26 protein-coding genes and 1 tRNA gene are annotated in these 22032 nt (G+C 73.4%); 10 read left to right on the top strand and 17 right to left on the bottom strand.

The window, feature by feature from the left end:
- Nucleotides 1-142: 142 nt before the first annotated feature.
- Nucleotides 143-1261, top strand: a complete 1119-nt coding sequence (locus tag BF93_RS17465; protein ID WP_038374416.1) for a type I restriction endonuclease — start codon at nt 143-145, stop codon at nt 1259-1261.
- Nucleotides 1262-1279: 18 nt separating this feature from the next.
- Here the strand turns inward: BF93_RS17465 and BF93_RS17460 are convergent, their stop codons facing one another.
- Nucleotides 1280-1774, bottom strand: a complete 495-nt coding sequence (locus tag BF93_RS17460) for a mycothiol transferase (protein WP_038374414.1) — start codon at nt 1772-1774, stop codon at nt 1280-1282.
- Nucleotides 1771-2346 carry a TetR/AcrR family transcriptional regulator gene (locus tag BF93_RS17455; protein WP_038374413.1) on the bottom strand — a complete coding sequence of 192 codons (576 nt, stop codon included), beginning with the start codon at nt 2344-2346 and terminating at the stop codon, nt 1771-1773. The genes BF93_RS17460 and BF93_RS17455 overlap by 4 nt, the downstream gene beginning before the upstream one ends.
- Before the next feature lie 126 nt (nt 2347-2472).
- Between BF93_RS17455 and BF93_RS17450 the strand changes: the two genes are divergently transcribed.
- A complete protein-coding gene (locus BF93_RS17450) occupies nt 2473-3135 on the top strand; it encodes an NAD(P)-dependent oxidoreductase (RefSeq protein WP_038374411.1) in 663 nt (220 codons plus the stop codon).
- Between the two features lie 32 nt (nt 3136-3167).
- On the opposite strand, the gene BF93_RS17445 is transcribed toward BF93_RS17450, so the two are convergent.
- From BF93_RS17445 to BF93_RS17430, 5 genes are all read right to left on the bottom strand, one after another.
- A complete protein-coding gene (locus BF93_RS17445) occupies nt 3168-3980 on the bottom strand; it encodes a class I SAM-dependent methyltransferase (protein WP_051487157.1) in 813 nt (270 codons plus the stop codon).
- Complete coding sequence (locus BF93_RS20170; RefSeq protein ID WP_269520891.1) at nt 3973-4326, bottom strand: DUF899 family protein; 354 nt, start codon at nt 4324-4326, stop codon at nt 3973-3975. Before BF93_RS20170 ends, BF93_RS17445 begins: the two co-directional genes overlap by 8 nt.
- Nucleotides 4224-4808 carry a DUF899 family protein gene (locus tag BF93_RS17440; RefSeq protein WP_269520889.1) on the bottom strand — a complete coding sequence of 195 codons (585 nt, stop codon included), beginning with the start codon at nt 4806-4808 and terminating at the stop codon, nt 4224-4226. The genes BF93_RS20170 and BF93_RS17440 overlap by 103 nt, the downstream gene beginning before the upstream one ends.
- A gap of 78 nt (nt 4809-4886) precedes the next feature.
- Nucleotides 4887-5900, bottom strand: a complete 1014-nt coding sequence (locus BF93_RS17435; protein ID WP_038374410.1) for an NADP-dependent oxidoreductase — start codon at nt 5898-5900, stop codon at nt 4887-4889.
- A gap of 47 nt (nt 5901-5947) precedes the next feature.
- Complete coding sequence (locus tag BF93_RS17430) at nt 5948-6334, bottom strand: DUF1304 domain-containing protein (protein WP_038374409.1); 387 nt, start codon at nt 6332-6334, stop codon at nt 5948-5950.
- Between the two features lie 97 nt (nt 6335-6431).
- Here BF93_RS17430 and BF93_RS17425 point away from each other — a divergent pair, with 97 nt between their 5' ends.
- Nucleotides 6432-7022, top strand: a complete 591-nt coding sequence (locus tag BF93_RS17425) for a TetR/AcrR family transcriptional regulator (RefSeq protein WP_038374408.1) — start codon at nt 6432-6434, stop codon at nt 7020-7022.
- A gap of 20 nt (nt 7023-7042) precedes the next feature.
- On the opposite strand, the gene BF93_RS17420 is transcribed toward BF93_RS17425, so the two are convergent.
- Complete coding sequence (locus BF93_RS17420) at nt 7043-8077, bottom strand: acrylyl-CoA reductase family protein (RefSeq protein WP_038374406.1); 1035 nt, start codon at nt 8075-8077, stop codon at nt 7043-7045.
- Nucleotides 8078-8181: 104 nt separating this feature from the next.
- Here BF93_RS17420 and orn point away from each other — a divergent pair, with 104 nt between their 5' ends.
- Entirely contained in the window at nt 8182-10083 is a 1902-nt protein-coding gene (orn, locus tag BF93_RS19445) for an oligoribonuclease (protein ID WP_198025485.1), read from the top strand.
- 30 nt (nt 10084-10113) lie between these two features.
- Here orn and BF93_RS17410 read toward each other — a convergent pair whose 3' ends face one another.
- Together BF93_RS17410 and BF93_RS17405 are read right to left on the bottom strand one after the other, a co-directional pair.
- Nucleotides 10114-10545 carry a DUF6630 family protein gene (locus tag BF93_RS17410; protein ID WP_038374405.1) on the bottom strand — a complete coding sequence of 144 codons (432 nt, stop codon included), beginning with the start codon at nt 10543-10545 and terminating at the stop codon, nt 10114-10116.
- A gap of 31 nt (nt 10546-10576) precedes the next feature.
- Nucleotides 10577-10924, bottom strand: coding sequence for a thiamine-binding protein (locus tag BF93_RS17405; protein ID WP_038374404.1), 348 nt, complete (start codon nt 10922-10924; stop codon nt 10577-10579).
- A gap of 128 nt (nt 10925-11052) precedes the next feature.
- Here BF93_RS17405 and BF93_RS17400 point away from each other — a divergent pair.
- Nucleotides 11053-11128, top strand: a tRNA-His gene (locus tag BF93_RS17400).
- 136 nt (nt 11129-11264) lie between these two features.
- Here BF93_RS17400 and BF93_RS17395 read toward each other — a convergent pair.
- Nucleotides 11265-11939: a TetR/AcrR family transcriptional regulator gene (locus BF93_RS17395; protein ID WP_038374403.1), complete on the bottom strand. Its 675-nt coding sequence runs from the start codon at nt 11937-11939 to the stop codon at nt 11265-11267.
- Nucleotides 11940-12088: 149 nt separating this feature from the next.
- Between BF93_RS17395 and BF93_RS17390 the strand changes: the two genes are divergently transcribed.
- Both BF93_RS17390 and BF93_RS17385 read left to right on the top strand, forming a co-directional pair.
- Entirely contained in the window at nt 12089-12595 is a 507-nt protein-coding gene (locus BF93_RS17390; protein WP_051487156.1) for a DUF6326 family protein, read from the top strand.
- Nucleotides 12596-12653: 58 nt separating this feature from the next.
- A complete protein-coding gene (locus tag BF93_RS17385) occupies nt 12654-13268 on the top strand; it encodes a hypothetical protein (RefSeq protein WP_038374402.1) in 615 nt (204 codons plus the stop codon).
- Nucleotides 13269-13287: 19 nt separating this feature from the next.
- On the opposite strand, the gene BF93_RS17380 is transcribed toward BF93_RS17385, so the two are convergent.
- Complete coding sequence (locus BF93_RS17380; RefSeq protein WP_084148670.1) at nt 13288-13833, bottom strand: SRPBCC family protein; 546 nt, start codon at nt 13831-13833, stop codon at nt 13288-13290.
- A gap of 16 nt (nt 13834-13849) precedes the next feature.
- Here BF93_RS17380 and BF93_RS17375 point away from each other — a divergent pair, with 16 nt between their 5' ends.
- Nucleotides 13850-14203, top strand: a complete 354-nt coding sequence (locus tag BF93_RS17375) for an ArsR/SmtB family transcription factor (RefSeq protein ID WP_038374400.1) — start codon at nt 13850-13852, stop codon at nt 14201-14203.
- 25 nt (nt 14204-14228) lie between these two features.
- On the opposite strand, the gene BF93_RS17370 is transcribed toward BF93_RS17375, so the two are convergent.
- From BF93_RS17370 to BF93_RS17355, 4 genes are all read right to left on the bottom strand, one after another.
- A complete protein-coding gene (locus BF93_RS17370) occupies nt 14229-15101 on the bottom strand; it encodes a DUF1206 domain-containing protein (RefSeq protein ID WP_038374398.1) in 873 nt (290 codons plus the stop codon).
- Nucleotides 15102-15172: 71 nt separating this feature from the next.
- Nucleotides 15173-15922: an ABC transporter permease gene (locus tag BF93_RS17365; RefSeq protein ID WP_038374397.1), complete on the bottom strand. Its 750-nt coding sequence runs from the start codon at nt 15920-15922 to the stop codon at nt 15173-15175.
- On the bottom strand, nt 15919-16632 hold the full coding sequence (locus BF93_RS17360; protein WP_038374395.1) for an ABC transporter ATP-binding protein: 714 nt from the start codon (nt 16630-16632) through the stop codon (nt 15919-15921). Before BF93_RS17360 ends, BF93_RS17365 begins: the two co-directional genes overlap by 4 nt.
- Nucleotides 16626-17180, bottom strand: coding sequence for a TetR/AcrR family transcriptional regulator (locus BF93_RS17355; RefSeq protein ID WP_051487155.1), 555 nt, complete (start codon nt 17178-17180; stop codon nt 16626-16628). The genes BF93_RS17360 and BF93_RS17355 overlap by 7 nt, the downstream gene beginning before the upstream one ends.
- Before the next feature lie 205 nt (nt 17181-17385).
- Between BF93_RS17355 and BF93_RS17350 the strand changes: the two genes are divergently transcribed.
- A complete protein-coding gene (locus tag BF93_RS17350) occupies nt 17386-19899 on the top strand; it encodes a GcvT family protein (protein ID WP_038374393.1) in 2514 nt (837 codons plus the stop codon).
- Nucleotides 19900-19909: 10 nt separating this feature from the next.
- Here the strand turns inward: BF93_RS17350 and BF93_RS17345 are convergent, their stop codons facing one another.
- Nucleotides 19910-20656, bottom strand: a complete 747-nt coding sequence (locus BF93_RS17345) for an IclR family transcriptional regulator (RefSeq protein ID WP_038374391.1) — start codon at nt 20654-20656, stop codon at nt 19910-19912.
- Between the two features lie 146 nt (nt 20657-20802).
- Here BF93_RS17345 and BF93_RS17340 point away from each other — a divergent pair, with 146 nt between their 5' ends.
- Entirely contained in the window at nt 20803-21999 is a 1197-nt protein-coding gene (locus BF93_RS17340; RefSeq protein ID WP_038374390.1) for a glycine cleavage T C-terminal barrel domain-containing protein, read from the top strand.
- The last annotated feature ends 33 nt before the right edge of the window (nt 22000-22032 follow it).

Genomic DNA, 22032 nt, shown 5'->3' with positions numbered 1-22032 from the left:
GCCCTCGCGCCTCTCCCCGCTCGACTGTTCGAGATCAGAACGTGACGCGGAACCGTCTCCACGCGTCCCTGCCCACGGAGATACTTCCCGAGGGACCGCGCAGCGCAGCGCCGACACGTCCCGATCATCAGGGGAGGAAAGAATGACTTTCGAAGAATCCATCATCGACGTCGCCGCGAAGGTGCGCGGGCAGCGCGATTCCATACAGACGGAGGAGGCGACCAAGAACGCGTTCATCATGCCGTTCATCTCCCGCGTCCTCGGCTATGACGTGTTCAACCCGCTGGAGGTCGTGCCTGAGTTCACCGCGGATCACGGCACGAAGCGTGGGGAGAAGGTTGATTATGCGATCATGAAGGACGCCGAGGTGCAGATCCTCATCGAATGCAAGCGCATCGGCGACGAACTGCACATCAAGCATGCTTCCCAGCTTTTCCGATACTTCTCCGTGACGAACGCGCGCATCGGAGTCCTCACCAACGGCCAGGTGTACAACTTCTACACGGACCTCGATGCACCGAACATCATGGATCAGCGGCCGTTCCTCGTTCTCGATCTCCTGGACATCGACGAGAGCATTCTCCCGGAGCTGCAGAAGCTCACCAAGGAGACGTTCAATGTCGACTCGGTCATCAGCTCGGCCGAAGAGCTGAAGTACGTCGGCGCCCTGAAGCGTGAGATCGCGAACGAGTTCCGCGAGCCCTCGAACGACCTCGTGAAGCTCCTCATGGGGCGCGTCTCGGAGAGGCGCGCCACCGCGGAGAACCTACGGCAGTTCTCTGCGCTCGCAGAGAAGGCGATCAAGCAGTACCTCAAGGAGCAGGTGAACCTCCGCCTGAAGTCCGCGCTCGGAGATTCCGAACCCGACGCACCCGTCACCTCCGCTCCCGAGGCGCCCGCCGATGACAGCGGAGAACTCGTGCCACCTGCAGGAGAGGACCGGCGGGGATCTGACGTCACGACGACGGAAGAAGAGCTCGCCGGCTATCAGATCGTGAAGGCGATCGCCTGCAGCGAGGTCAAGCCTCAGCGCATCACGCACCGCGACTCCAAGTCGTACTTCGCCATCCTGCTGGACGACAACAACAGGCGCACCGTCGCCCGGCTGTGGTTCAACGGGAAGACGAAGAAGCACATCGGCCTCTTCGACGAGAACAAGGTCGAGCAGCGATTCCTGCTCGAGGACGTCGATGACATCTACGCTCATGCGGAGCTGATCCGGGCGATGGTCCGTCGCTACACCGCACCAGCCGTTCCCTGACGACCCGGACGGCTCGCCTCAGACCACGATGTACTGCCCGCCGTCGGCCAGCTCGCGCACGGCGTCGAGCTGGCCGGCATGGGCGCTGGTCTCGATGATGACGTGCAGGATGATGGTGCGCACGTCCGCGAAGGCTCCGGTCGCGGCCCATTCGGGCTCGGGGCGCAGCGGGGCCGCTTCCAGGTCGTGGCTGTGCAGGATCGCGTCGGAGGCGGCGATGGCGGAGCGGTACGCGGCGAGGACCTCCGCGTCGGGCGTTCCCACGGGAACGTGCCAGTCGGCGTCCTCCCCCTCGGGCCAGTAGTCCAGCGATCCGCCGGCGATGACGACCTCGAACCAGTAGCGCTCGTCCGAGAGCGTCAGGTGCCGCACGAGGCCCAGCGGCGTCCACCCGGAGGGGAGCCTCGCGGTGCGCCGGTCGACCTCCGACAGCGCCTCGACCTGCGCGATCACGTGCCGCCGCGCCGTGTCCAGGGCGTGCAGGAGGGCGGCGAGCTCTGCTCCCGCGCTCATGCGGGGACCCCTGCCAGAGCATCGACCAGCCGCCGCGCGAGATCGGCCCCGGCCTCGCGGTCCTCCCCGGCATAGGCGGCGAGGAACGCCTCGTGCAGGGCGCCCCCGACCAGCAGGCGGGCGAGGGCGTCGACGTCGACGCCCGCCGCGATCCGGCCGGCCTCCTGCTCGGCCTCGAGATAGGCGGCCACCAGGGCGTGCGGTCCGTGGGGTCCGCCGCCCTGCGCGTGCATGCCGGCGCGGTGCGCGGCCAGGAGCGCGGAGTCGCTGAAGATCGACGCCGCCATCGGGAAGCTCTCGCGGTAGAAGGCGTACAGCTGCGTCACCAGCAGCTCCAGGTTCTCGCGGACCGTGGCACGGCCCAGGAGCTCCGCCGGTTCGGAGATGCGCGGCGCCCGTTCGGTGAGGACGCGCAGGAACATCTCCTGCTTGTCGGGGAAGTACTTGTACAGCAGCGCCTCGGAGCAGCCGGCCTCCCGGGCGATCAGGCGGGTCGTGGCCCGGGCCAGCCCGTCCCGGCGGATCACCGCCGCCGCGGCGTCGAGCAGCCGCTCGCGCGTGTCGTTCTGCATGGCTCCATCCTCCCCGCCGCACCGGCTGGGCGCGACCGTTGACGCCGGATCCCGACCGTGCCAGCATAGTGGGTGAGCGTTCACTCACCTCCGGGACGCAGATCCCGGCACACCCCAGGAGGACCCATGAGGATCAGCGTGCTCGGCGCGAGCGGAAGGACCGGGAGCGCCGTCGTGCGGCGCGCCCGGGAGGCGGGCCACGAGGTCACGGCGGTGGTGCGCGAACAGAGCCGGCTGGACGAGGACCTGCACCCGGAGCACGTGGTCGCAGGACGGGACTGGGATGCGACGCTGCTGACGAGAGCTGTCGCCGGGGCGGATGCGGTGGCCTTCTGCCTCGGCCCCGTCCCCGGCGGCCCGCGCACGGTCCAGCAGGATCTGGTGGCCCTGACCCTCGCCGCCATGCGGGAGACCGGGACCCGGCGCCTGGCGGCGATCAGCGCGAGCGGCGGGGTCGTGGACGGGGACGATCCGCTCAGCCGGTACCTCGCCAAGCCGATCATCTCCCGTCTGCTGCGCCACGCCTTCGCCGACATGGCGGAGATGGAGGCGCGGATCCGCGCGAGCGATCGGGACTGGACCATCCTGCGCCCGCCGCGGCTGCTCGACGGGCCCGGTCGGGGCCGCTACCGCAGCCGCCGGGACGGGAACGTCCGGTGGAGCTACTCCCTCGCGCGGGCGGACCTCGCCCTGGCGGTGCTGGACGCGATCGCGGACGCCTCGAGCATCGGCGCGACGATCTCCGTCGCCGCCGGAACCCCGGACTCCTCAGCGGGCGCACACCGCTGAGCTCCCGCCGCCGCGCATCGGCAGCGCCCGGCTCAGCGCCGGGCGAGCTCGAGCACCCCGGTGCTCTCGTCCGCGCGCAGGGTGCGCCGCGCCGACAGCCCCGCCCCCTCCCCGAGCGCCCGGGCCCGATCCATCTGCCGGCGGTGCATCTCCAGCAGCAGGTGCCCGCCCGGCGCGAGCCACGGTCCGCACCGGAGGATCAGCGCGCCGATGTGCTCCAGGCCGTCGACCCCGCCCAGCAGCGCCGTCATCGGCTCGGCGTCCCGCGCCTCGCGCGGCAGCAGCGCCGCCTCGGCATCGGGGACGTAGGGGGCCACGGCCGCGATCACCGCGAGGCGGCCGCGCAGGGCCTCCGGCACGCCGTCCAGCACGCTGCCGCCGTGCACGCGGGAGGCGTCGGCCAGGTTCCGGCGGGCGTGCCCGCGGGCGGTCCCGTCGATCTCCGCGGCGTGGACCTGCGCGCCCGGCACCTCCGCGCGGACGCAGGCGGCGATCGGGGCGACGCCGGCGAAGGCCTCGAGCATCACGGCGCCCTCCCCCGCCGCGCGGGTCGCGGCCACGGCGCGGTCGGCGAGGAGCACGGAGCGCTGGCGCGGCACGAACACCCCGGGGCCGACGCTGAGGCGCAGGCCGCGGAAGGCGACCCAGCCCACCAGCGGCTCGAGCGGCGCCCCGGCGACGCGGGCGGCCAGCAGCTCCCGGAGGTGCGCGGCATCGGCCGCGGCCTCGCGCAGGATCGCCGCCTCCTCCTCGGCGAAGACGCAGCCGGCCGCCCTCAGCGCGGCGACCAGCGCCGGATCGCTCGCCGCCGCGGGGCCGGCGGCGAGCGCCCCGACCTCAGGCATCGGCCGCGCCGCAGCAGTCGTCGTGCCGGCCCATCGTCTCCACGGGCGCGGCACCGGGCCGGGTCCATTGCGGGACGGGGCGCCCCGTCGGGCCCCAGGTGGGCGTGCCCTCGGCGTCGGTGCGCCAGAACACGCTGATGGGGGCGCCGTGCCCGCCGACCGGCGCGCCGGACTCGATCGGTCCGGGCCAGCCGTCGGGGACCTCCTGCCAGCCCTCGCGGCGGCCGTAGGGGGTCAGATCCATCATCGCGAGCTCGTACGCCATGAACTCGGTGCCACGGCCGGTGGTGGAGTAGGTGAGGAAGGCGCGGTCCCCCTCGCGCAGGAAGGAGCACAGGTACCCCATGTCCCCGCCGATGGGCTCGGGCAGCCCGCGCACCGAGTACCAGGGCGGGGGTACCCCATGAAGTGGACGAAGCGCTCGACCTCCTCCCAGATCCCGGTGGTGAGGATCGCGAAGGAGATCCCGCGGGCGGCGAGGTAGACCGTCTGCCGGGTGTTCCAGGCCGTGATGGTGCATCCCTCGCACTGGCCCTGGTGCGGGGCGCCGTCATGCCACATGTGCTTGTAGACCAGCAGCTCCTCACGGCCGGCGAAGAGGTCCAGGAAGGGGACCGCGCCGTCGGGGCCGACCACCTCGGTGGCGGCGTCGACCTCGAGCATCGGCAGCCGGCGCCGCTGCGCGGCGATCGCGTCGCCCTCGCGGGTGTGCGCCTTCTCGCGCTCGAGCAACCGGGCGCGGGCGGCCTTCCAGGCGGCGGCGTCCACCACGGGCGGGCGGCCGGGGATCGTCTCGAGGGCGGGTTCGTCTCCTGCGGCGGCGGACATGATGGCCTCCCGGATCGGCGGTGCTCCGTGCACGCCAGTATCGCGCGCACGGAGCACCGCCACCAGGGGCCGGGGACCTCAGATGCGCACGAGCATCTTGCCGATGTTGCCGCCGCGCATCATGTCCAGGAAGGCCTGCACGGTGTTCTCGATGCCGTCCACGATCGTCTCGTCGTAGACGATCCCGCCGTCCTCGAACCAGCCGGTCATGCGCTGCTGGAACTCGGCGGAGAGGTCGAGGTGGTCGCCCAGGGTGAATCCGCGCAGGGTCAGCCCGCGGGTGATGAGGTTGGCCATGTTGTCCGGCCCGGCGGCGCGGTCGGTCGTGTTGTAGCTGGAGATCGCCCCGCACAGGGCCGCCCGGCCGCCGTCGCGGAAGGAGGCCAGCGCCGCCTGCAGGTGGTCCCCGCCGACGTTGTCGAAGAAGACGTCGATGCCCTCGGGGGCGGCCTGGGCCAGCAGCTCGCGCACGTCCCCGTCGTGGTAGTCGAAGCCCGCGTCGTAGCCGTACTTCTGCGTGAGCAGGGCGACCTTCTCGGGCGTGCCGGCGGATCCGATCACGCGGCCGGCGCCGAGGTGTCGGGCGATCTGCCCGGCGGCGGTGCCCACCGCGCCCGCGGCGCCGGAGATGAACACGGTCTCCCCCTCGCGCAGGGCGGCGATGCGGGTCAGGCCCACGTAGGCGGTCATGCCGGTCATGCCCAGCACGTGCAGGCGCACCGACAGCGGCAGGCCCGGGATGTCGGGGACGATGCGGAAGGTCGCGGCGTCGCCCTGGACCACGTCGCTCCATCCGTGCTGGTGCAGCACGACGGAGCCCTCGGGCATGCCGTCGACCCTGGAGGCGACGACGCGGCCGATGGCGCCGCCGGTGATCTGCGCGCCGAGCGCGTAGGGGGCGACGTAGCTGCGGGCATCGCTCATGCGGCCGCGCATGTAGGGGTCCACCGAGAGGAACTCGTTGCGCACCCGGACCTGGCCGGCCTCGAGCTCGGGCAGCGCGACCTCCTCGATCCGGAAGTTCTCGGGCGTGGGCCAGCCGACGGGGCGGGAGTCCAGCAGGATGCGGGTGGCGGTGGAGGTGTCGGTCATGAGATGCCTTCCAAGAGGGGGTGCGGGCGGCGGGTAGCCGCCGGGGATCACAGGATCAGGCCGATGACCAGCGCGATCACGCCGAGCGCGGGGGCCGCGCCCTGCTTCAGGGCGGCGCCGCGCTTGTCGGGGCTGGACAGCGCGAGCACGGTGGCGGCCGCGGCCATGGACCCGGCGCCGGTGAGCACGAGGGCCGCGCCGACGGCGAGCTGCCCCGCGGCGACCAGGATGATCCCGACCGCGACGGCGATCGCCAGGAACAGGTTGTAGAAGCCCTGGTTGAAGGCCATCTCCCGGGTCGCCTCGGCCTCCTGCGCGGTGGTCCCGAAGGTGCGCCGGGTGGACTCCTGGGTCCAGGTCAGCGATTCCATCCGGAAGATGAGCACATGGATGAGCGCGGCGATGCCGGAGAGCACGAGTCCTGCGAGGAGCACGAGGCCCTCCTTCCCGGTGAGCCGAGCCACCGGACCGATTCTGTAATGACTGGTTCAGTATATGCTGGAGCGGTTCCGAGCGGAAGGGGGATGCGTGATGGCCAGGACACAGTCCTTCGAGCGCGAGGCGGTCGTGCGCGCCGCCCGCGAGGTCTTCTGGGACCTCGGCTTCGAGGGCGCCTCGGTGCCCGCCCTCGAGGACGCCACCGGCCTGCGCCGCTCGAGCATCTACAACACCTTCGGCTCCAAGCGCGGACTCTTCGACGAGGCCGTGCAGTCCTACCTCGACGAGGTGATCCGGCCGCGCCTGGAGCCCCTGCGCGCACCCGAGGTCACCCCCGGAGCGGTCCTGGACTACCTCGACTCCCTGCGCGAGGCGCTCGCCCGCGAGGGGTCCCGGCCCGCCCGCAGCGGCTGCCTCCTCATCAACGCCGCCGGCTCGCCCATCGGCCATGACGCGGCCGTCGCCGCGACCGTCGCCGCCTACCGGGCCGAGCTGCGCGAGGCCATCGGCCGCGGGATCCGCGCCCGCGGCGGCGCCGAGGACGGGGCCGCCGCGCGGGCCCGGCTGGCCGATGCGGTCACCGGCCTGGTCGTCGCGGCCTTCGCCCTGGTGCGCATCGCCCCGGAGGAGGCCTCCCGCGCGCTCGTCACGGCGCGGGAGCTGATCCTCGCCGCCGCCCCCTGACGCCGGGGCGCCCCGGGGTCTCAGCCGGCGGCGGTCCCGCGGTAGCTGACCCGGCCTCCCACCTGCACCACCACGCGGCCGGTGCCGCGGCCCTCCAGCAGGGCCGCCGCCTCGTCCTTCGCGGCGGCCAGCGGCACCACGCGGGTGATCGCGTCCAGCAGCGAAGGATCCAGATCCCGGGAGAGCCGGTCCCAGGCGGCGCGGCGGGCCTGCGGGGAGATGCGCACCGAGTCGATCCCCAGCAGGCTCACCCCGCGCAGGATGAAGGGCATGACGCTGGCGGGCAGGTCGCTGCCGCCCACCAGCCCGAACGCCGCGACCGCGCCGCCGCAGCGCAGCGAGGCGAGGATCGAGGCGAGCACCTGTCCCCCGGCGGCGTCGACCGCGCCGGCCCACCGCTCGCGGGCCAGCGGCCGGGACGGCGCCTCGAGCTCGGCCCGGTCGAGGATGCTCTGCGCCCCGAGGGCGCGCAGGCGATCGGCGGCCTCCGGTCGGCCGGTGGCGGCCACGACCTCGTAGCCGGCGCCCGCGAGCAGGGCGATGGCGAGGCCGCCGGAGCCTCCGTGCGCCCCGGTGACCAGCACCGGTCCGGCGTCCGGCGTGAGCCCGTGGCGCTCCAGGGCGTCCACGGCGAGCGCGGCCGTGAGCCCGGCGGTGCCGATCGCCGCGGCCTGGGCGGCGCTGAAGCGCGCGGGCACCACCACGAGGTCCTCCGCGCGGACGTCGGCCAGGGCGGCGAGGCCGCCGTGGTGCTCCTCCCCCAGGCCGGCCCCGTCGAGGGTGACGAGGGTGCCGGGAGGCAGCGCCGGGCCCTCGGAGGCGGAGACCTCCCCGGTGAGGTCGATGCCGGCGATCAGCGGCGTGCGCCGCACGACGCCCGGCCGGCCGTGCAGGGCCAGGGCGTCCTTGTAGTTGAGGCTGGAGTACAGCACCCGCACGGTGGTGCCGCGGTCCTCGAGGAGATCGGGGGTGACCTGCTCGAGAGCGGCGGAGGTGCCGCCCTCCCCGTCGCGGACGACCCAGGCGGGGAAGGTCGAGGAGGTGATGGCGGACATGGCGGCTCCGTTCCGGGACGATGATGCTCCGCCCCCATCGTGCCCCGGGTCCGCCCTGCATGCATCGGCCCGGGAGCATCGGCGGGGACGGTACGCTCGGAGCCGTGTCTACCACCTCTCCCCGCACTGCAGCAGACAAGATCATCTGGGTCGACTGCGAGATGACCGGACTCGACAAGGACGCCGACGCCCTGGTCGAGATCGCGGTCCTCGTCACCGACGGCGATCTGAACATCCTCGGCGACGGCGTCGACGTCGTCGTCAAGCCCCCGGCCGCGGCGCTCGCGGGCATGGACGACTTCGTGCGCACCATGCACACCACCTCCGGCCTGCTCGAGGAGCTCGAGGGCGGCATGAGCCTGGCCGAGGCCGAGGAGCTGTGCCTCGCGTACGTGCGCGAGCACTGCCCCGAGCCGGGCAAGGCGCCGCTGGCCGGCAACAGCGTCGGCACCGACCGCGCGTTCCTCGAGGCGGGCGTGCCCGCCTTCGCGCAGTGGCTGTCCTACCGCACGATCGACGTCTCCAGCCTCAAGGAGCTGTCCAAGCGCTGGTTCCCGCGGGTCTACTACAACACCCCCGCCAAGCACGGCGGCCACCGTGCGCTCGCGGACATCCGCGAGTCCATCCAGGAGCTCAAGTACTACCGAGAGGTGCTCTTCGTGGATCAGCCCGGCCCCACCACCGCCCAGGTCCAGGAGGCCGCCCGTCGTCACGAGCTGGGCGCCGAGGACTCCGCGGCGGCGGCCCCCGCCCCGTCCCCGGCGGTGCCGTGGCTGGATCGCCGCTCGCATCGCGCCTGGCTGGGCGACGAGGCCGATGCCCTGCTCGTGTTCGGCTCCGAGTCGGTGCGCGAGGACGGCGGCTTCGGCTGGCTCGACGAGGACGGCGAGGTCGACCTCGCCCGTCCCGCCGAGCTGTGGATCACCTGCCGCATGACGCACTCCTTCGCGCTGGGTCACCTGCTGGGCCGGCCCGACTTCGGCCGCTTCGCCGACCACGGCATCGCCTCCCTGCAGGGCGTCTTCCGCGACCGCGAGCACGGCGGCTGGTTCTCCGCGGTGGCCGACGGCAAGGTCGTGGACGACTCCAAGCAGGCCTACGCGCACGCCTTCGTGGTGCTCGCGGCGGCCTCGGCGACCGCCGCCGGCCGCCCCGGCGCGCGGGCCCTGCTGGAGGACGCCCTCGCCGTCCTGGAGGAGCGCTTCTTCGAGCCCGAGGCGCGCCTGCACGCCGACACCGCCTCCCGCGACTTCTCCGTGGTCGACGAGTACCGCGGCATCAACGCGAACATGCACTGCGTGGAGGCGCTGCTGGCCGCGGCCGATGTCACCGGCGAGCGCCGCTGGCTGGACCGCGCGGCCGGGATCCTCGAGCGGGCCGTGGACGAGTTCGCCCGGGCCAACGACTGGGCGCTGCCGGAGCACTACGACCTGCAGTGGAACCCGGTGCTCGAGTACAACAAGGACGAGCCCAAGCACCCCTTCCGCCCCTACGGGGCGACCATCGGCCACTGGTTCGAGTGGGCCCGCCTGGTCCTGCACGGCCGCGCCGCCCTGATCGAGGCCGACGGCCAGGCCCCCGACTGGATGCTGGAGGCCGCGACCGCGCTGATGGAGAAGGGCGCGGCGACCTTCGGGCTGGACGGACAGCCCGGATTCGTCTACACCGTCGGCTGGGACGGCCGGCCCGTCGCCCAGGAGCGCATGCACTGGGTCGCGGCCGAGGCCGTCGCCGCGGCCGCCGTGATGTACCAGGTCACCGCGGATCGCGTGTGGGCCGAGCGCTACGAGCAGTGGTGGGAGTACATCTCCACCTACCTGCTGGACGGCGAGGGCGGCTCGTGGTTCCACGAGCTCGACGCCGACAACGAGGTCCAGGGCGTGACCTGGCCGGGCAAGCCCGACATCTACCACGCCCTGCAGGCCACGCTCATCGCCCGCCTGCCCGCCGCTCCGGCCCTGGCCGCCGCGCTGCGCGACGACCTGCTGGACGCCGATCTGGGCTGAGCGGGCCGGACGACTCCCCGGCCACGGGGCTCAGCCGAAGGGCCGGGCTCCGTGGCCGAGCCGCGTCGCGAGCGCGACGATCTCCTCGGTCCGCTCGACCGGCACCAGCACCAGGGGCACGGCCTCGGAATCCTCCGGCAGGTGGAGCAGGCGCAGCCCGTGCGGGGCGAACAGGCCGTCGGCGACGCCGATCGCGGCGGTCAGATCGCCCCACGCATCGGCCACGACCTCGAGATCCGCCCCGCAGCGCTTGGCGCCGGGCAGACGGGCCAGGGCCTCGGACAGCTCGCAGCCGGTGTCCTCCCGCTGGACGTAGGCGAGGGCGTCGGCCTCGTCGAGGGCGTCGATGAGGGCCTCCCAGGGGTCTGCTCCCGCGGAGCCCTCCAGGGCGCGCCGGACGGCGGGGGCGACCTCCGGGTCGTCCTCCAGCAGCGCGCACAGGCGCATCCACTGCTCGTGCATGTCCGGCACGTCCGAACCGGCCGGCCGCGGCTCAGCCGTCCGCGGCCTCGAGCGCCGCGTCCAGCCTCCGGATCTTGCCATCGAGCTCGCCCTCGTGGCCCGGGCGGATGTCGGCCTTCAGCACGAGGGAGACGCGCGATCCGTAGCGCCCGGCCTCGGCGGCGGCGCGGCGGACGACGTCCATCACCGCGTCCCAGTCGCCCTCGATCTCGGTGAACATGGAGCTGGTGCGGTGGGGCAGGCCCGAGTCCCGCACGACGCGGACCGCGGCGGCGACGGCATCGTGGACGCTCGCGGAGTCGGAGCCCGGGGCGAGCTCGCGCACGATGCTCGGGTCGGAGGGCTCGCCGGTGGGCTGGACGGAGAAGGCGACGATCATGGCCCCAGTGTCCGCCCGGCCCGCGGCGCGATGCAACGCGTCTCACATCCCTCACGGCCCGTTCCGGTGGGAACCGCCCCGGTAAGCCGGTATATTGGTACCTCGTTGCGGGGAATGCTCCGCACATGGTGGTCGTAGCTCAGTTGGTAGAGCTCCTGGTTGTGGTCCAGGCGGTCGCGGGTTCAAATCCCGTCGATCACCCCATTCGGGTCAGGTGAGAACTCCCGCAGTCGGAGTTCTCGCCTGGCCCTTCTCCGTGCTCCGGATGCTTCGGCACCGAGCTGAGGAGCACGGCGCCGAGCGCGATGGCTGCCCCTGACGCGCCGAGAGGTGGGCGCCCCTAGGCGGAGGTCCTCAGGGTCTCGAGCGCATCGAGGACGAGGTCGAGGCCGACGAGGAACTCCTCGGCCGGGTCGTAGCCGGCGGCGGTGAGCTCCGAGGCGGACTCGTGGAGGTAGGGGAACTCCTCGGGGGGCAGCTGGGGCAGATAGACGTCCTCGGCCATGTCCGCGAGCTCGTCCGCGGAGTCGAACGGGAGGCTGGCCTCCTGCATCACGAAGCCATACACATAGCTGCTGAGCAGCCAATCGGCGTGGGTCGCCGTCCGGACCGAGAATCCGGCCCTGCGGAGACAGGCGGTGACCGCCTCGCGGTGGCGGAGGTTCGCCGGCCCCGGGGCGGTCCGCGATTCCATCAGGCTGATCGCCCAGGGATGACGGGCAAGGGCCGCTCGAGCGGACATGGCCTCCCGGCGCATGGCCGACCGCCAGTCGGCATCACGGGGCGGAAGGTCGATCTCGGCGAACACGACGTCGATCATGGCGTTCAGCAGCTCGCCCTTGTTCGCCACGTAGCGATAGAGCGACATCGCCCCGGCATCGAGCGATTCTGCGAGCCGGCGCATGCTCAGCCCCGCGACGCCCTCGCGGTCCGCGAGCCGGATCGCCTCGTCCACCACGCGCCGGGCGCTCAGCCCCGCGCCGGGGGCGACCGCGCGCTGCTCCTGCGCAGACATGACCCTCCTCGTTCGGACCTCTTGACAAGAGTACAGCGTACGCGCAGAGTACACCGTACGCGTACGGTGTACGCCGCGTGTGGGCCGCACTTCGATACCTGGAGTCCCCGCCCGCGACCTGCGATCCCCTCCAGACGAAGGATGAACCGATGCCCCTCTCCACGAGACCCCCGACCCTGCTCGAGAACCCGCCGATCCCGGTGCAGGCCCGGCTCGCCGCCGCATGGGCCAGCTTCATGGTCCTGTACGTCTACGTCGACTACTTCCACCTCTACAAGCCCGGCACCCTCGACGGACTCCGGGACGGCGTCGTCTTCACGTTCCGGATCAGCCCCGGGCTGCTGACCGTTTTCCTCGCGCTGATCGCGATCCCGGCGATGATGGTGATGCTCTCCATGAGCCTGCCTGCGCGGGCGAACCGCGCGACGAACCTCGTCGTGGCATCGCTGTACCTCCCCATCACAGTGTTCAACGCGGTCGGCGAGACCTGGGAGTGGGCCGCCTTCTACGGCCTCTCCATCGGGCTCGAGGTGCTGCTCCTGGCCGTCATCCTGCGCTCCGCGTGGAGATGGCCCCGGACCTCCGCGGCGGTCGGCAGCGCCTCCGACGGCTCGCGCGGTCCGGTGCGGCCTGCTGGCACGGCCGTGCACCGCTGATCCCGCTGCGGGAGGGCGGGACGGCTGCGGGGAGGCGTGCCGGTGCTAGCCTCCCGACATGCTCGCGATCGCCCACCGGCGCCGCGCCGCCCTCCCCGTGCTGGCGGCGGGCCTCCTGCTGGCCCTGAGCGGCTGCGGGATCGTCGGCGGCCTGCTGCGGCCCGACGCGCCGGAGCCGACCCTGCGGACCGTCCCGGCCGAGGTCCTGGCCCGCTCTGCCGAGGCCTGCGGGACGAGGGAGGACGCCCCGACCGGGGACGTCTCCTTCGAGGCCTCCGTCGAGCGGTCGCCGGAGGCGCAGCCGTCCGGGATGACCCTGCCGCTGACGGTGACGGTGCAGCTGGCCTCCGGGCACGGGGAGCACTCGGCGGGCCCGGGCGGGGCGCGCGGCGTGCTGGTCGGCGAGGAGGGCACGGTGGCCGGCCTGGTGACTGCGGTGACCGTGACCGACGAGGGGCGGCCCCGGGACGGCGCGCAGACCGGCGCGTTCGCGGTCGAGCTCGGCGCCTGCCCGGGGGCGGGGATCGAGCTGGGCGCCCCGCTGCCGGACGGGGACTACTCCCTGGTGCTGCACGGGACGGTGAGCCCTCTCGACCACAACCATGGCCAGCAGGAGTATTGGATCGCTCCCGGGGTGGACGTCGCCGTCTCCGACGGGGCGATCGTCCCCTGAGGGGCGAGGCGGGGGACGCTCAGCGGTAGAAGCCCTCGCGCAGGGTGATGCCGTGCTCGAGCCAAACCTTCATCGCGGCGAGCATCCCGGTCCAGCCCTCGCAGTTCCCGAAGGCGTTCTTCGCCCCGTCGGCGGTGGGGCGCCAGGCGGATTCGGTGATGGTCACCAGGGTCCGGGTCCCGTCGTCGAGGGGCTCGAAGGTGAAGACCGTGCGGGTGGTGGTGGCCTCCCCGACCAGATCCGAGCCCTCCCAGGCGATGACGATCCGGCGCGGCGGGACCGCCTCCAGGACGGTCACCGGGAAGCGGCCGGGGAAGTCGGCGAAGTCCCAGGTGACGTCCGCTCCTGCCGCCAGACGGCCGCGGGCGCCGCCGGTGGTGAAGTACCGCGAGAGCTGCTCCGGGTCCGCCACGGCCTCGTAGACCTCGGCGATGGGGCGGGCGATGCGCCCGGAGACGGTGAAGCCGAGCTCGTCCAGCGTCGCCCGGTCGCCCTGGGGCGGCGGCGTGTCGGCGGGCCGGTCGGCGGAGGGGGATGGTCCTGCGGCGGGCTGCTGCGCATTCATGTGATATTTTTACAACATGACTGCGGCCGACCACAAGGGGTCCCCCGAGATCCCCGAGGACGACGACGCGGTCTTCAAGGCACTCGCCTCCGCGACCCGGCGCCGCATGCTCGACGCCCTGAAGGCCGCTCCCCGCACCACCGGGGAGCTGTGCTCGCTGCTGCCGGAGCTGGATCGCACCACGGTGCTCCAGCACCTGCGGGTGCTGGAGCGGGCGCGGCTGGTCGAGGGGCGGCGGGTCGGCCGGGAGCGCCACCTCACGCTCGCGCCGCTGCCCATCAAGCGCATCCACGACCGCTGGATCGGCGAGTACGCGCGCGCCGCGGTGGATCTGCTGGGGCGTCTGGAGGATGATCCGGGCGGCCGATGAACCGTCCCGCGCGGCCGCCCTGCCCTCACTCCATCCGGTCGTAGCGCGAGCGCAGCACCAGGAAGACCCCGTGCAGCAGGAGGCCGACGCCCACGGCGAGCAGCAGCGCCGGACCGAACGGCTGGTCGCGCATCGCCCGCAGGGCGCCGTCGACGCCGGTGGACCTCTCCGGGTCCCCCGCGAGCGCGGAGACGATCACCAGCACGCCCACGGCCAGCAGCGTCGCGCCCTTGCCGAGGTAGCCGGCGACGCCGCTGACGGTGAGGATCGCCGCCAGCGGGCGGGCGCGGGGCGTGCGCAGGCGGCGCTCCCAGCTGCGACGGACGCCCTGGACGCAGAAGCCCACCCCGAATCCGACGACCACCAGGCCGATCACCACCAGGATGACGAGGCCGCCGGGCGCCGAGGCGATGGTCGTCGACAGCAGCGCGGAGCGACGATCGGAGTCGCCGCCGCCGCCCAGCACCACCGGGACGAACGCGCTCGCCACCGCGGCATAGGCGACGGCGCGGCCGAGCGCGATGAGCAGCTCCTTCCACCGGTGGCGCCCGCGCGAGGTCCGCGGATCCGTGCTGCCGGAGCCTCGCAGCGGGGCCCGCCCGAAGAAGGCGTTCGCGAGGTTCCACAGGGCCAGCAGCACGCAGCCGACCAGGCACATCCAGATCAGGGCGAGGCCGAAGGGCTGCCGGGCGAGGATCTGCACCGCACCCGACTGGTCGGCCTCCCCGCCGCGGCCGAGCGCGAGCCCGACGGCCAGCCCGCCCAGGAGGGCGTGCACCGCCCCGTTGGCCACGTAGCCCGCGCGGGAGGCGCGCTCGAACCAGGTGCTGTCCGCGGCGCGCTGCGCGGCGTCATCGGCCGCGCGCGCGGCGTCCTCCACATCCCCCTCATCGATCATGAGCGGAATCCTCGCACCTCGGGCGGCGCGCCGGAACACCCGGCCGCACCGGCAGGCCCGGATCGCCCGGATCAGCGATCCTGCTGCAGGCGCTGCCACTGGCGGTGCAGCAGCCCGGCCCAGGCCGCCGCCCACACCGGCACCAGGAGCAGCGACCCGGCCCCGACCCCCTCGACGCCCAGCGCCCACAGCGCCGGGATGCACGGCGGCAGCCATCGCCCGGCGCCCGCGAGCACCCCCACCTGCGCGAGGACGACCAGGGCGATCCCGCCGGAGCACCCGGCGAGGATCGAGCGGCGCCAGGTGGCGAGCACGGCGACCGGCATCGCCGTCGGGACGAGGAGCACGCCCAGCAGGAGCTGCCGCGCCAGGCCCGCGAGGACCCCGGCGTCGGGCGGGCCGTACCCGAGCAGCAGGCCGAGCACCGCGATCGAGGCGACCAGCGCCAGGCTGAGCGCGGCGCCCCAGGCGATCATCACGAGGACCTTCGCGATCGCGATCGTCCCGCGCGCCACGGGCAGGGCGAACAGGCCGTCGGCGGTGCCGTCCACGAACTCGCGCGCGACGATCCAGGTCAGCACGACGCTCACGCCGAGCATGCCGCCGGCGGTGGTGATCTGCGCGGCGGAGGACAGCAGACCGTCCCAGTCCTGGCTCGCGGCGGGGCCGAGCTTGGCCTCGAGCGCCGGGTCCCCGCGCCGCAGGGCGAGCGCCATCCCCGCCAGCAGCACGGCCTGGCCGAGCACGATCGCGAGCGTGGCGACGAGGCCCACGCTCGAGCGCAGGAGCGTGCGGCCGGCCAGGGCCAGCGCTGCCCTCATCGGGGGCGCTCCGCGCGCGTCCGGTCGTCCTCGAGGATGCGGGCGAACAGCGCCCTCTCGAGATCGGGGGCGCGCGGATCCAGCTGCCCGATCAGTCGGCCGGCGTTCATCACGTCGATCCGCCCGGCGATCCGGGCGACCTCGTCGAGGTGATGGCTGGAGACGAGGACCGCGGCCCCCTCATCGGCCCGCCGGCGCAGGTGGGTGCGCAGCACGATCATGGAGGACGGGTCCAGCGCCAGGCTCGGCTCGTCGAGCACGATGAGCCGGGGCCGATGCTGCAGCGCGCTCGCGAGCCCGACCCGCTGCGCGGTCCCCGAGGAGAGCCGGCGGAACCGCGTGCCCGCCACGGCCTCGAGGCCCCACAGCTCCAGGGCGGCGTCGACCGCCCGGGCCTCGCAGCCCCGCAGCCGGGCGGCGATCCGCAGGTTCTCGCGGACGGTGAGCTCGGGATAGGCGAAGGGCCGCCCGACCATCTGGCCGACCTCCCGCAGGACCGCCGCGGGCGCGGCGGCGACCTCATGGCCCAGGATCTCGACGCGCCCCGCATCCGGGCGCAGCATGCCGAGGGCCAGGCGCAGCAGCGTCGTCTTGCCCGCCCCGTTCATCCCGAGCAGGGCGTGGACCGCGCCCTCCTCGACCGCGAGGTCGAGGTCGCGCACGCCGGCGCCGCCGCGATACCGGCGCGCGACGCCGCGAAGCCTCAGCACGGCCCCTCCCCGGCGAGCGCGGCGAAGGCGGCGCCGAGGAACTCCTCGATGCTCTCCTCCGGAGCGGCGGCCCAGGCCAGCAGCGCCTCGGAGAGTCCGGCGACGACGGCCGACGCGACCACCCGTGCCGCGACCCGGTCCGTGCCCCGGGCGACCAGCGCCTCCGCGATCGCCCGGGCGCTCTCGCGGCTGTTGCGCTCGACGGCGCCGTGCAGGGAGGGCTCCGCGACGATGATTCCCAGGCGCCGGCGCAGGGCGGCGACCTCCGTCGCGGGCAGACGCCCCCAGGCCTCGGCGACCCCGGAGACGGCGGCGCGCAGCGCGGGCTCGGCCGCGGGACGCTCGCGCACGGCCGCCGCGATCGCCGGATCGGCGCGGTCCTCGAGCAGCAGCGCCTCCTTGGAGGGCACGTGCCGGAACAGCGTCATCTCGCTGACCTGCGCCGCGGCGGCGATCTGCGCGGTGGTCGTGGCGGCATAGCCCTGCCGGGCGAACAGCTCGGCAGCGGCCGTGAGCAGCCGTGCGTGCGTGCTCTCCCAGCGTCCCATGCCCGGAATGTTAGTCACTCACATTCGAGCTGTCCACCCTCCCGCCCCCTCGCGCCGATCCCGCGCGCCGCACCCTCTACCGGCGGCCTGCGCTCTCGACTACCATCGGCCCACCAGCGGAGAGAACAGACAGCACGGGCATCCTGACGCCACGGCCTGCACCGCACCCGCCGCCAGGCATGACCCGACACGTCGGGAGGTCGCCATGGCCAGCACGCCCACCAGCGCGGACGTCGTCGTCATCGGAGCGGGGATCGTCGGCAACGCCGCCGCCTTCCACCTCGCCCGTCTCGGATGGCGCGGCATCGTCCAGATCGACAAGGGGCCGCTGCCCGATCCGGGCGGCTCCACCGGGCACGCCTCGAACTTCGTGTTCCCCGTGGACCATTCCAAGGAGGTCACCGACCTCACCGTCGACTCCCTGCGCCAGTACGAGGAGCTCGGCGTGGTGATCCGCTGCGGCGGCATCGAGGTCGCGCGCAGCGCCGAGCGCATGCAGGAGCTCACCCGACGGATGACCTCGGCCCGCTCCTGGGGCGTGGAGGCGCATCTCCTCTCCCCCGCCGAGATCCAGGAGCTCGTCCCGTACTGCGCCTCGGACCTGCTGATCGGCGGCTTCCACACCCCCACGGGCTCGGTGGTGGACCCGATCGAGGCCGGCCGCCTGTTCCGGCAGCGAGCCCAGGAGCTCGAGGCGCTGACGGTGTGCCCGGACACGGAGGTCCGCGACCTGGTCGTGGAGGAGGGCCGGATCCGCGCCGTCGTCACCGACCACGGCCGCATCGAGACCGAGGCCGTGGTCATCGCCTGCGGCGTGTGGAGCCCTCAGGTGGCCGCGCTCGCCAGCGCCTCGATCCCCCTCACCCCGGCGGTCCACCAGATGATCGACGTCGGCCCCATCCCCGAGCTCGCCCGCACCGGCACCTGGATCGCCATGCCGCTGCTGCGGGACATGGACTGCCGGATGTACGAGCGCCAGCGCGGCGCCGATCTCGAGATCGGCTCCTACGCGCACCGTCCGCTGCTGCATCGGCCCGCGGAGATCCCTCCGGTCGGCGCCCCCGGCCAGGCCTCCCCCACCAGCTTCCCCTTCACCGAGGCGGACTTCACCGAGCAGATGCGCCATGCCCGGGAGATGTTCCCCTCCCTGCTCACCGACCCCGAGCCGGAGCGCCGCAGCGCCATCAACGGCCTGCTCTCGCTCACGCCCGACGGCGGCGCGCTGATCGGCGAGCTGCCGGAGGTGCGGGGCCTGTGGACGGCATCGGCCGTCTGGATCAAGGAGGCGGCCGGCGCCGCGCGCATGCTCGCCGAGCTCATGACCTCCGGCGCCAGCGAGATCGACCCGCACGGCTCGGACGTGGCGCGCTTCGCCCCGCACGAGCGCACCGAGCACCATGTGCGGGCCCGCGCGGCGGAGGGCTTCCCGAAGGTCTACGGGATCAGCCATCCCCGCGAGCAGTGGGCCACGGACCGCCCCCTGCGCACGAGCCCTGCGCATCCGCGCACGCAGGCGCTGGGGGCCGTGTGCTTCGAGACGGCCGGATGGGAGCGGCCCCAGTGGTACGCGACCAACGAGTCGCTGCTGGAGCGGTTCGGCGACCGCATCCCCGAGCGCCGCCACGAATGGGACGGACGCTGGTGGTCGCCGATCATCGAGGCCGAGCACCTGGCCATGCGCGAGGGCGTGGCCATGATCGACCTGGGCGCCTTCACCATCCTGGACCTGCACGGCCCGGCCGCCCTCGCGCACCTCGAGCGCCTGGCGGTGGCGCGCATCGACGTGCCGCCCGGCCGCGTGGTCTACACCCCGATGCTGACCCCCGCCGGCGGCTTCCGCACCGATCTCACGGTGGTGCGCCGCGGCCCGCAGGACTTCCGCGTCATCACCGGGGCGGCCGATGGGGGCCGGGACCTCGCGCACCTGCGCGCCGACCTGCCCGCCGGCGCGCAGCTGATCGATGCGACCGCCGCGGTGACTACGATCGGGGTGTGGGGACCCCGCGCCCGGGACCTGCTGGCCCCGCTCGCGGACGCGGACCTCTCCGACGCCGCCTTCGGCTTCGGCACCGCCCAGGACCTGCACCTGGGCTCGATCCCCGTCTCGATGCTGCGGATCTCCTACGTCGGCGAGCTGGGCTGGGAGGTCCACGTCTCCTCCGAGATGGGGCTGGCGCTGTGGGACCTGCTGTGGGAGGCGGGCCTCCCCCTCGGCGCGGTCGCCGCCGGGATCGGCGTGTACGGCACCACGGGCCGCCTGGAGAAGGCCTACCGCCTGATGGGGGCGGAGCTGACCGGCGAGCACGATCCGGTCGAGGCCGGCCTCGCCCTGCCCCGCGTCAAGAGCGCCGACTTCGTGGGCCGGGACGCCTATCTCGCCGCGCGCGAGGCGAGCCCTGCCGCGCTCCTGTGCACGCTCGCGGTGGAGGGCGCGGACGGCGCCGCCGAGCCCGCCCGCTTCCCCACCGGCGGGGAGCCGGTCCTCACGGCCGGCGGCGAGGAGATCGTGGACGCCCGGGGCCGGTGCAGCTACGTGACCTCCGCCGGCCCCGCCCCGTCGCTCAGGCGGTTCCTGGCGATGTCCTACCTTCCCCCGCAGCATGCGCACGTCGGTGCGCGGCTCGAGATCGAGTACCTCGGCGACCGCCTGCCCGCGCAGGTGCTGAGCACGGGGCGCACCCCTGCCTTCGATCCCGATAACGCGCGGATGAAGGGCTGAGGCGCCGGGCTCAGGACGAGCGCACGCCCAGGCGCCGGCTGATCTCCGCGGCGGCCTCGACCAGGAGTCGGGCCGTCGCCGGGAGGCGCTCGGCCCGCAGGCGGTAGGCGGGCCCGGCGACGGACAGCGCGGCGATCACCCGCCCGCCCTCGCCGTGGATGGGCACGGCCAGGGCGTTGAGCCCTTCCTCGAACTCCTCGACGGCGATCGCATAGCCCTGCTCCCGCACCTGCTCGAGCTCGCGCAGCAGCGGCGAGCGCGCGGTGACCGTGCGCTCGGTGAAGCGCTCCAGGGAGTGGGAGAGGACCCTCTCGCGCTGGGCCGGCGAGGCGTGGGCCAGCAGCACCTTCCCGCTCGAGGTCGCATGCAGGACGGTGCGGTCCCCGACCCAGTTGTGCATGGCCACCGAGCTCGGACCCTGGGCCTGGTAAAGGTTCACGGCGGAGTCCTCCCGCAGCTCCGCGACGTTGACCGTCTCCCCCACCCGGCGGGCCAGCTCCTCGCACACCGGGCCGGCCTGCCCGGTGAGGTCCAGCGGCACCGCGACCGCCCCGGCCAGGCGCAGCACCCCCACGCCCAGGCGCGCCCGCCCGCCGGGCTCCGGACGCTCCACGAGCTCGTGCGCCTCCAGGGCCGCGAGCAGGCGGGTGACCGTGGAGGCGTGCACCTCGAGCTCGCGGGCGATCTCACCCGTGCTCGAGGCGCCCTCGCGCGCCAGGATCTCGAGCACCCGCGCCGCCCGATCGACCGATTGCACCGATCCTGCCGCCGCTGTCCGCATCTGCACCATGGAGGGACCTTACAACACATTCTGACCAGCGCGAATGCGCAGGACGCAACCTATTGCGCAGGACGCACGCCGCATGGGACAGTGGGGCACGGACACGCACCCCGGAGGCCACGATGACTGTGAACCCGAACCCCCGGATCCTGCTCTACCCACGGATCCGCAAGTCCCCCTTCTTCTACGCCTCGCGCCGCCACGGCGTCGCGATGTACAGCGTCTACAACCACACGTACCACCCCCGCCACTACGGCGATCCGGTGGCGGAGTACTGGGCCCTGCTGGAGGGGGTCACGCTGTGGGACGTGGGCGTCGAGCGCCAGGTGGAGATCACCGGGCCCGACGCCTTCGACTTCACGAACCTGCTCATCACCCGGGACCTGTCCAAGTGCGCGGTGGGGCAGTGCAAGTACACCTTCCTCACCGACCAGCACGGAGGGATCATCAACGACCCCGTGCTGCTGCGGCTGGAGGAGAACCGCTTCTGGCTGTCCCTGGCCGATTCGGACGTGCTGCTGTGGGCGCGCGGCGTGGCCGCCTTCGCCGGCATGGACGTCGAGATCCGCGAGGCGGACGCCGGCCCCGTGCAGGTGCAGGGCCCGCGCTCCTTCGCCGTGCTGCGGGACCTCTTCGGCGACGCCGTCGCGGAGATCCCGTACTACTACCTGCGCGACTTCACGATCGAGGGGATCGAGGTGACGGTCTCGCGCACCGGCTACACCGGCGAGATCGGCTACGAGATCTACGTGCACAACGCCTCGCGCGACGCCGAGCGCCTGTGGGACCTGGTGTGGGAGGCGGGCCGTCCGCACGGCATGCAGGTGATCGGCCCCTGCCACATCCGCCGGATCGAGGGCGGCATGCTCGCCCACGGCGCCGACACCGACATCGACACCAACCCCTTCGAGGTCGGCATGGGCTACGACTGGATGGTCGACCTCGAGCAGGAGGCGGACTTCCTGGGCAAGCAGGCGCTGCGGCGGATCAAGGACGAGGGCCCCTGGCGCATGCTCGCCGGCATCGAGATCGGCGGGCCGCAGCTGGGCACCTTCAACGACGGCTCGATGATCGACATGTTCCCCGTCCTCCAGGACGGCCTGCGGGTCGGTCACGTGACCTCGGCCTGCTTCTCGCCGCGCCTGGAGAAGAACATCGGGTACGCGATGGTGCCCACCGAGCTCGCCCGGCTGGGAACGACGCTCACCGTCGACACCGGCGAGCAGCAGGTCGAGGCGGTCGTGGTGCCCAAGCCCTTCATCGACCCCGCCAAGGAGCAGCCCAAGAGCGATGTCACCGCGCCGGTGCCGCTCGGGTAGCCGGCCGGGAGGACGCACCGCAGAGCTCGCAAG

The sequence above is a fragment of the Brachybacterium phenoliresistens genome (assembly GCF_000576425.1).
Lineage (GTDB): Bacteria > Actinomycetota > Actinomycetes > Actinomycetales > Dermabacteraceae > Brachybacterium > Brachybacterium phenoliresistens.
Note: the sequence above shows the minus strand (reverse complement) of the source record. Positions and strands in the feature narration are given on the sequence as shown.

Bases quoted from the DNA above. Each gene is read 5' to 3' on its own strand.
- BF93_RS17390 (WP_051487156.1), top strand. From the start codon at position 12,089: ATGCCCCTCTCCACGAGACCCCCGACCCTGCTCGAGAACCCGCCGATC.
- BF93_RS17460 (WP_038374414.1), bottom strand. From the start codon at position 1,774: ATGAGCGCGGGAGCAGAGCTCGCCGCCCTCCTGCACGCCCTGGACACG.
- BF93_RS17395 (WP_038374403.1), bottom strand. From the start codon at position 11,939: ATGTCTGCGCAGGAGCAGCGCGCGGTCGCCCCCGGCGCGGGGCTGAGC.
- BF93_RS17435 (WP_038374410.1), bottom strand. From the start codon at position 5,900: ATGACCGACACCTCCACCGCCACCCGCATCCTGCTGGACTCCCGCCCC.
- BF93_RS17445 (WP_051487157.1), bottom strand. From the start codon at position 3,980: ATGCCTGAGGTCGGGGCGCTCGCCGCCGGCCCCGCGGCGGCGAGCGAT.
- BF93_RS17450 (WP_038374411.1), top strand. From the start codon at position 2,473: ATGAGGATCAGCGTGCTCGGCGCGAGCGGAAGGACCGGGAGCGCCGTC.
- BF93_RS17380 (WP_084148670.1), bottom strand. From the start codon at position 13,833: ATGAATGCGCAGCAGCCCGCCGCAGGACCATCCCCCTCCGCCGACCGG.
- BF93_RS17375 (WP_038374400.1), top strand. From the start codon at position 13,850: ATGACTGCGGCCGACCACAAGGGGTCCCCCGAGATCCCCGAGGACGAC.
- BF93_RS17425 (WP_038374408.1), top strand. From the start codon at position 6,432: ATGGCCAGGACACAGTCCTTCGAGCGCGAGGCGGTCGTGCGCGCCGCC.
- BF93_RS17405 (WP_038374404.1), bottom strand. From the start codon at position 10,924: ATGATCGTCGCCTTCTCCGTCCAGCCCACCGGCGAGCCCTCCGACCCG.
- BF93_RS17410 (WP_038374405.1), bottom strand. From the start codon at position 10,545: ATGCACGAGCAGTGGATGCGCCTGTGCGCGCTGCTGGAGGACGACCCG.
- BF93_RS17365 (WP_038374397.1), bottom strand. From the start codon at position 15,922: ATGAGGGCAGCGCTGGCCCTGGCCGGCCGCACGCTCCTGCGCTCGAGC.
- BF93_RS17355 (WP_051487155.1), bottom strand. From the start codon at position 17,180: ATGGGACGCTGGGAGAGCACGCACGCACGGCTGCTCACGGCCGCTGCC.
- BF93_RS17370 (WP_038374398.1), bottom strand. From the start codon at position 15,101: ATGATCGATGAGGGGGATGTGGAGGACGCCGCGCGCGCGGCCGATGAC.
- BF93_RS17350 (WP_038374393.1), top strand. From the start codon at position 17,386: ATGGCCAGCACGCCCACCAGCGCGGACGTCGTCGTCATCGGAGCGGGG.
- BF93_RS17455 (WP_038374413.1), bottom strand. From the start codon at position 2,346: ATGCAGAACGACACGCGCGAGCGGCTGCTCGACGCCGCGGCGGCGGTG.
- BF93_RS17340 (WP_038374390.1), top strand. From the start codon at position 20,803: ATGACTGTGAACCCGAACCCCCGGATCCTGCTCTACCCACGGATCCGC.
- BF93_RS20170 (WP_269520891.1), bottom strand. From the start codon at position 4,326: ATGGGGTACCTGTGCTCCTTCCTGCGCGAGGGGGACCGCGCCTTCCTC.
- BF93_RS17385 (WP_038374402.1), top strand. From the start codon at position 12,654: ATGCTCGCGATCGCCCACCGGCGCCGCGCCGCCCTCCCCGTGCTGGCG.
- BF93_RS17420 (WP_038374406.1), bottom strand. From the start codon at position 8,077: ATGTCCGCCATCACCTCCTCGACCTTCCCCGCCTGGGTCGTCCGCGAC.
- BF93_RS17440 (WP_269520889.1), bottom strand. From the start codon at position 4,808: ATGTCCGCCGCCGCAGGAGACGAACCCGCCCTCGAGACGATCCCCGGC.
- BF93_RS17465 (WP_038374416.1), top strand. From the start codon at position 143: ATGACTTTCGAAGAATCCATCATCGACGTCGCCGCGAAGGTGCGCGGG.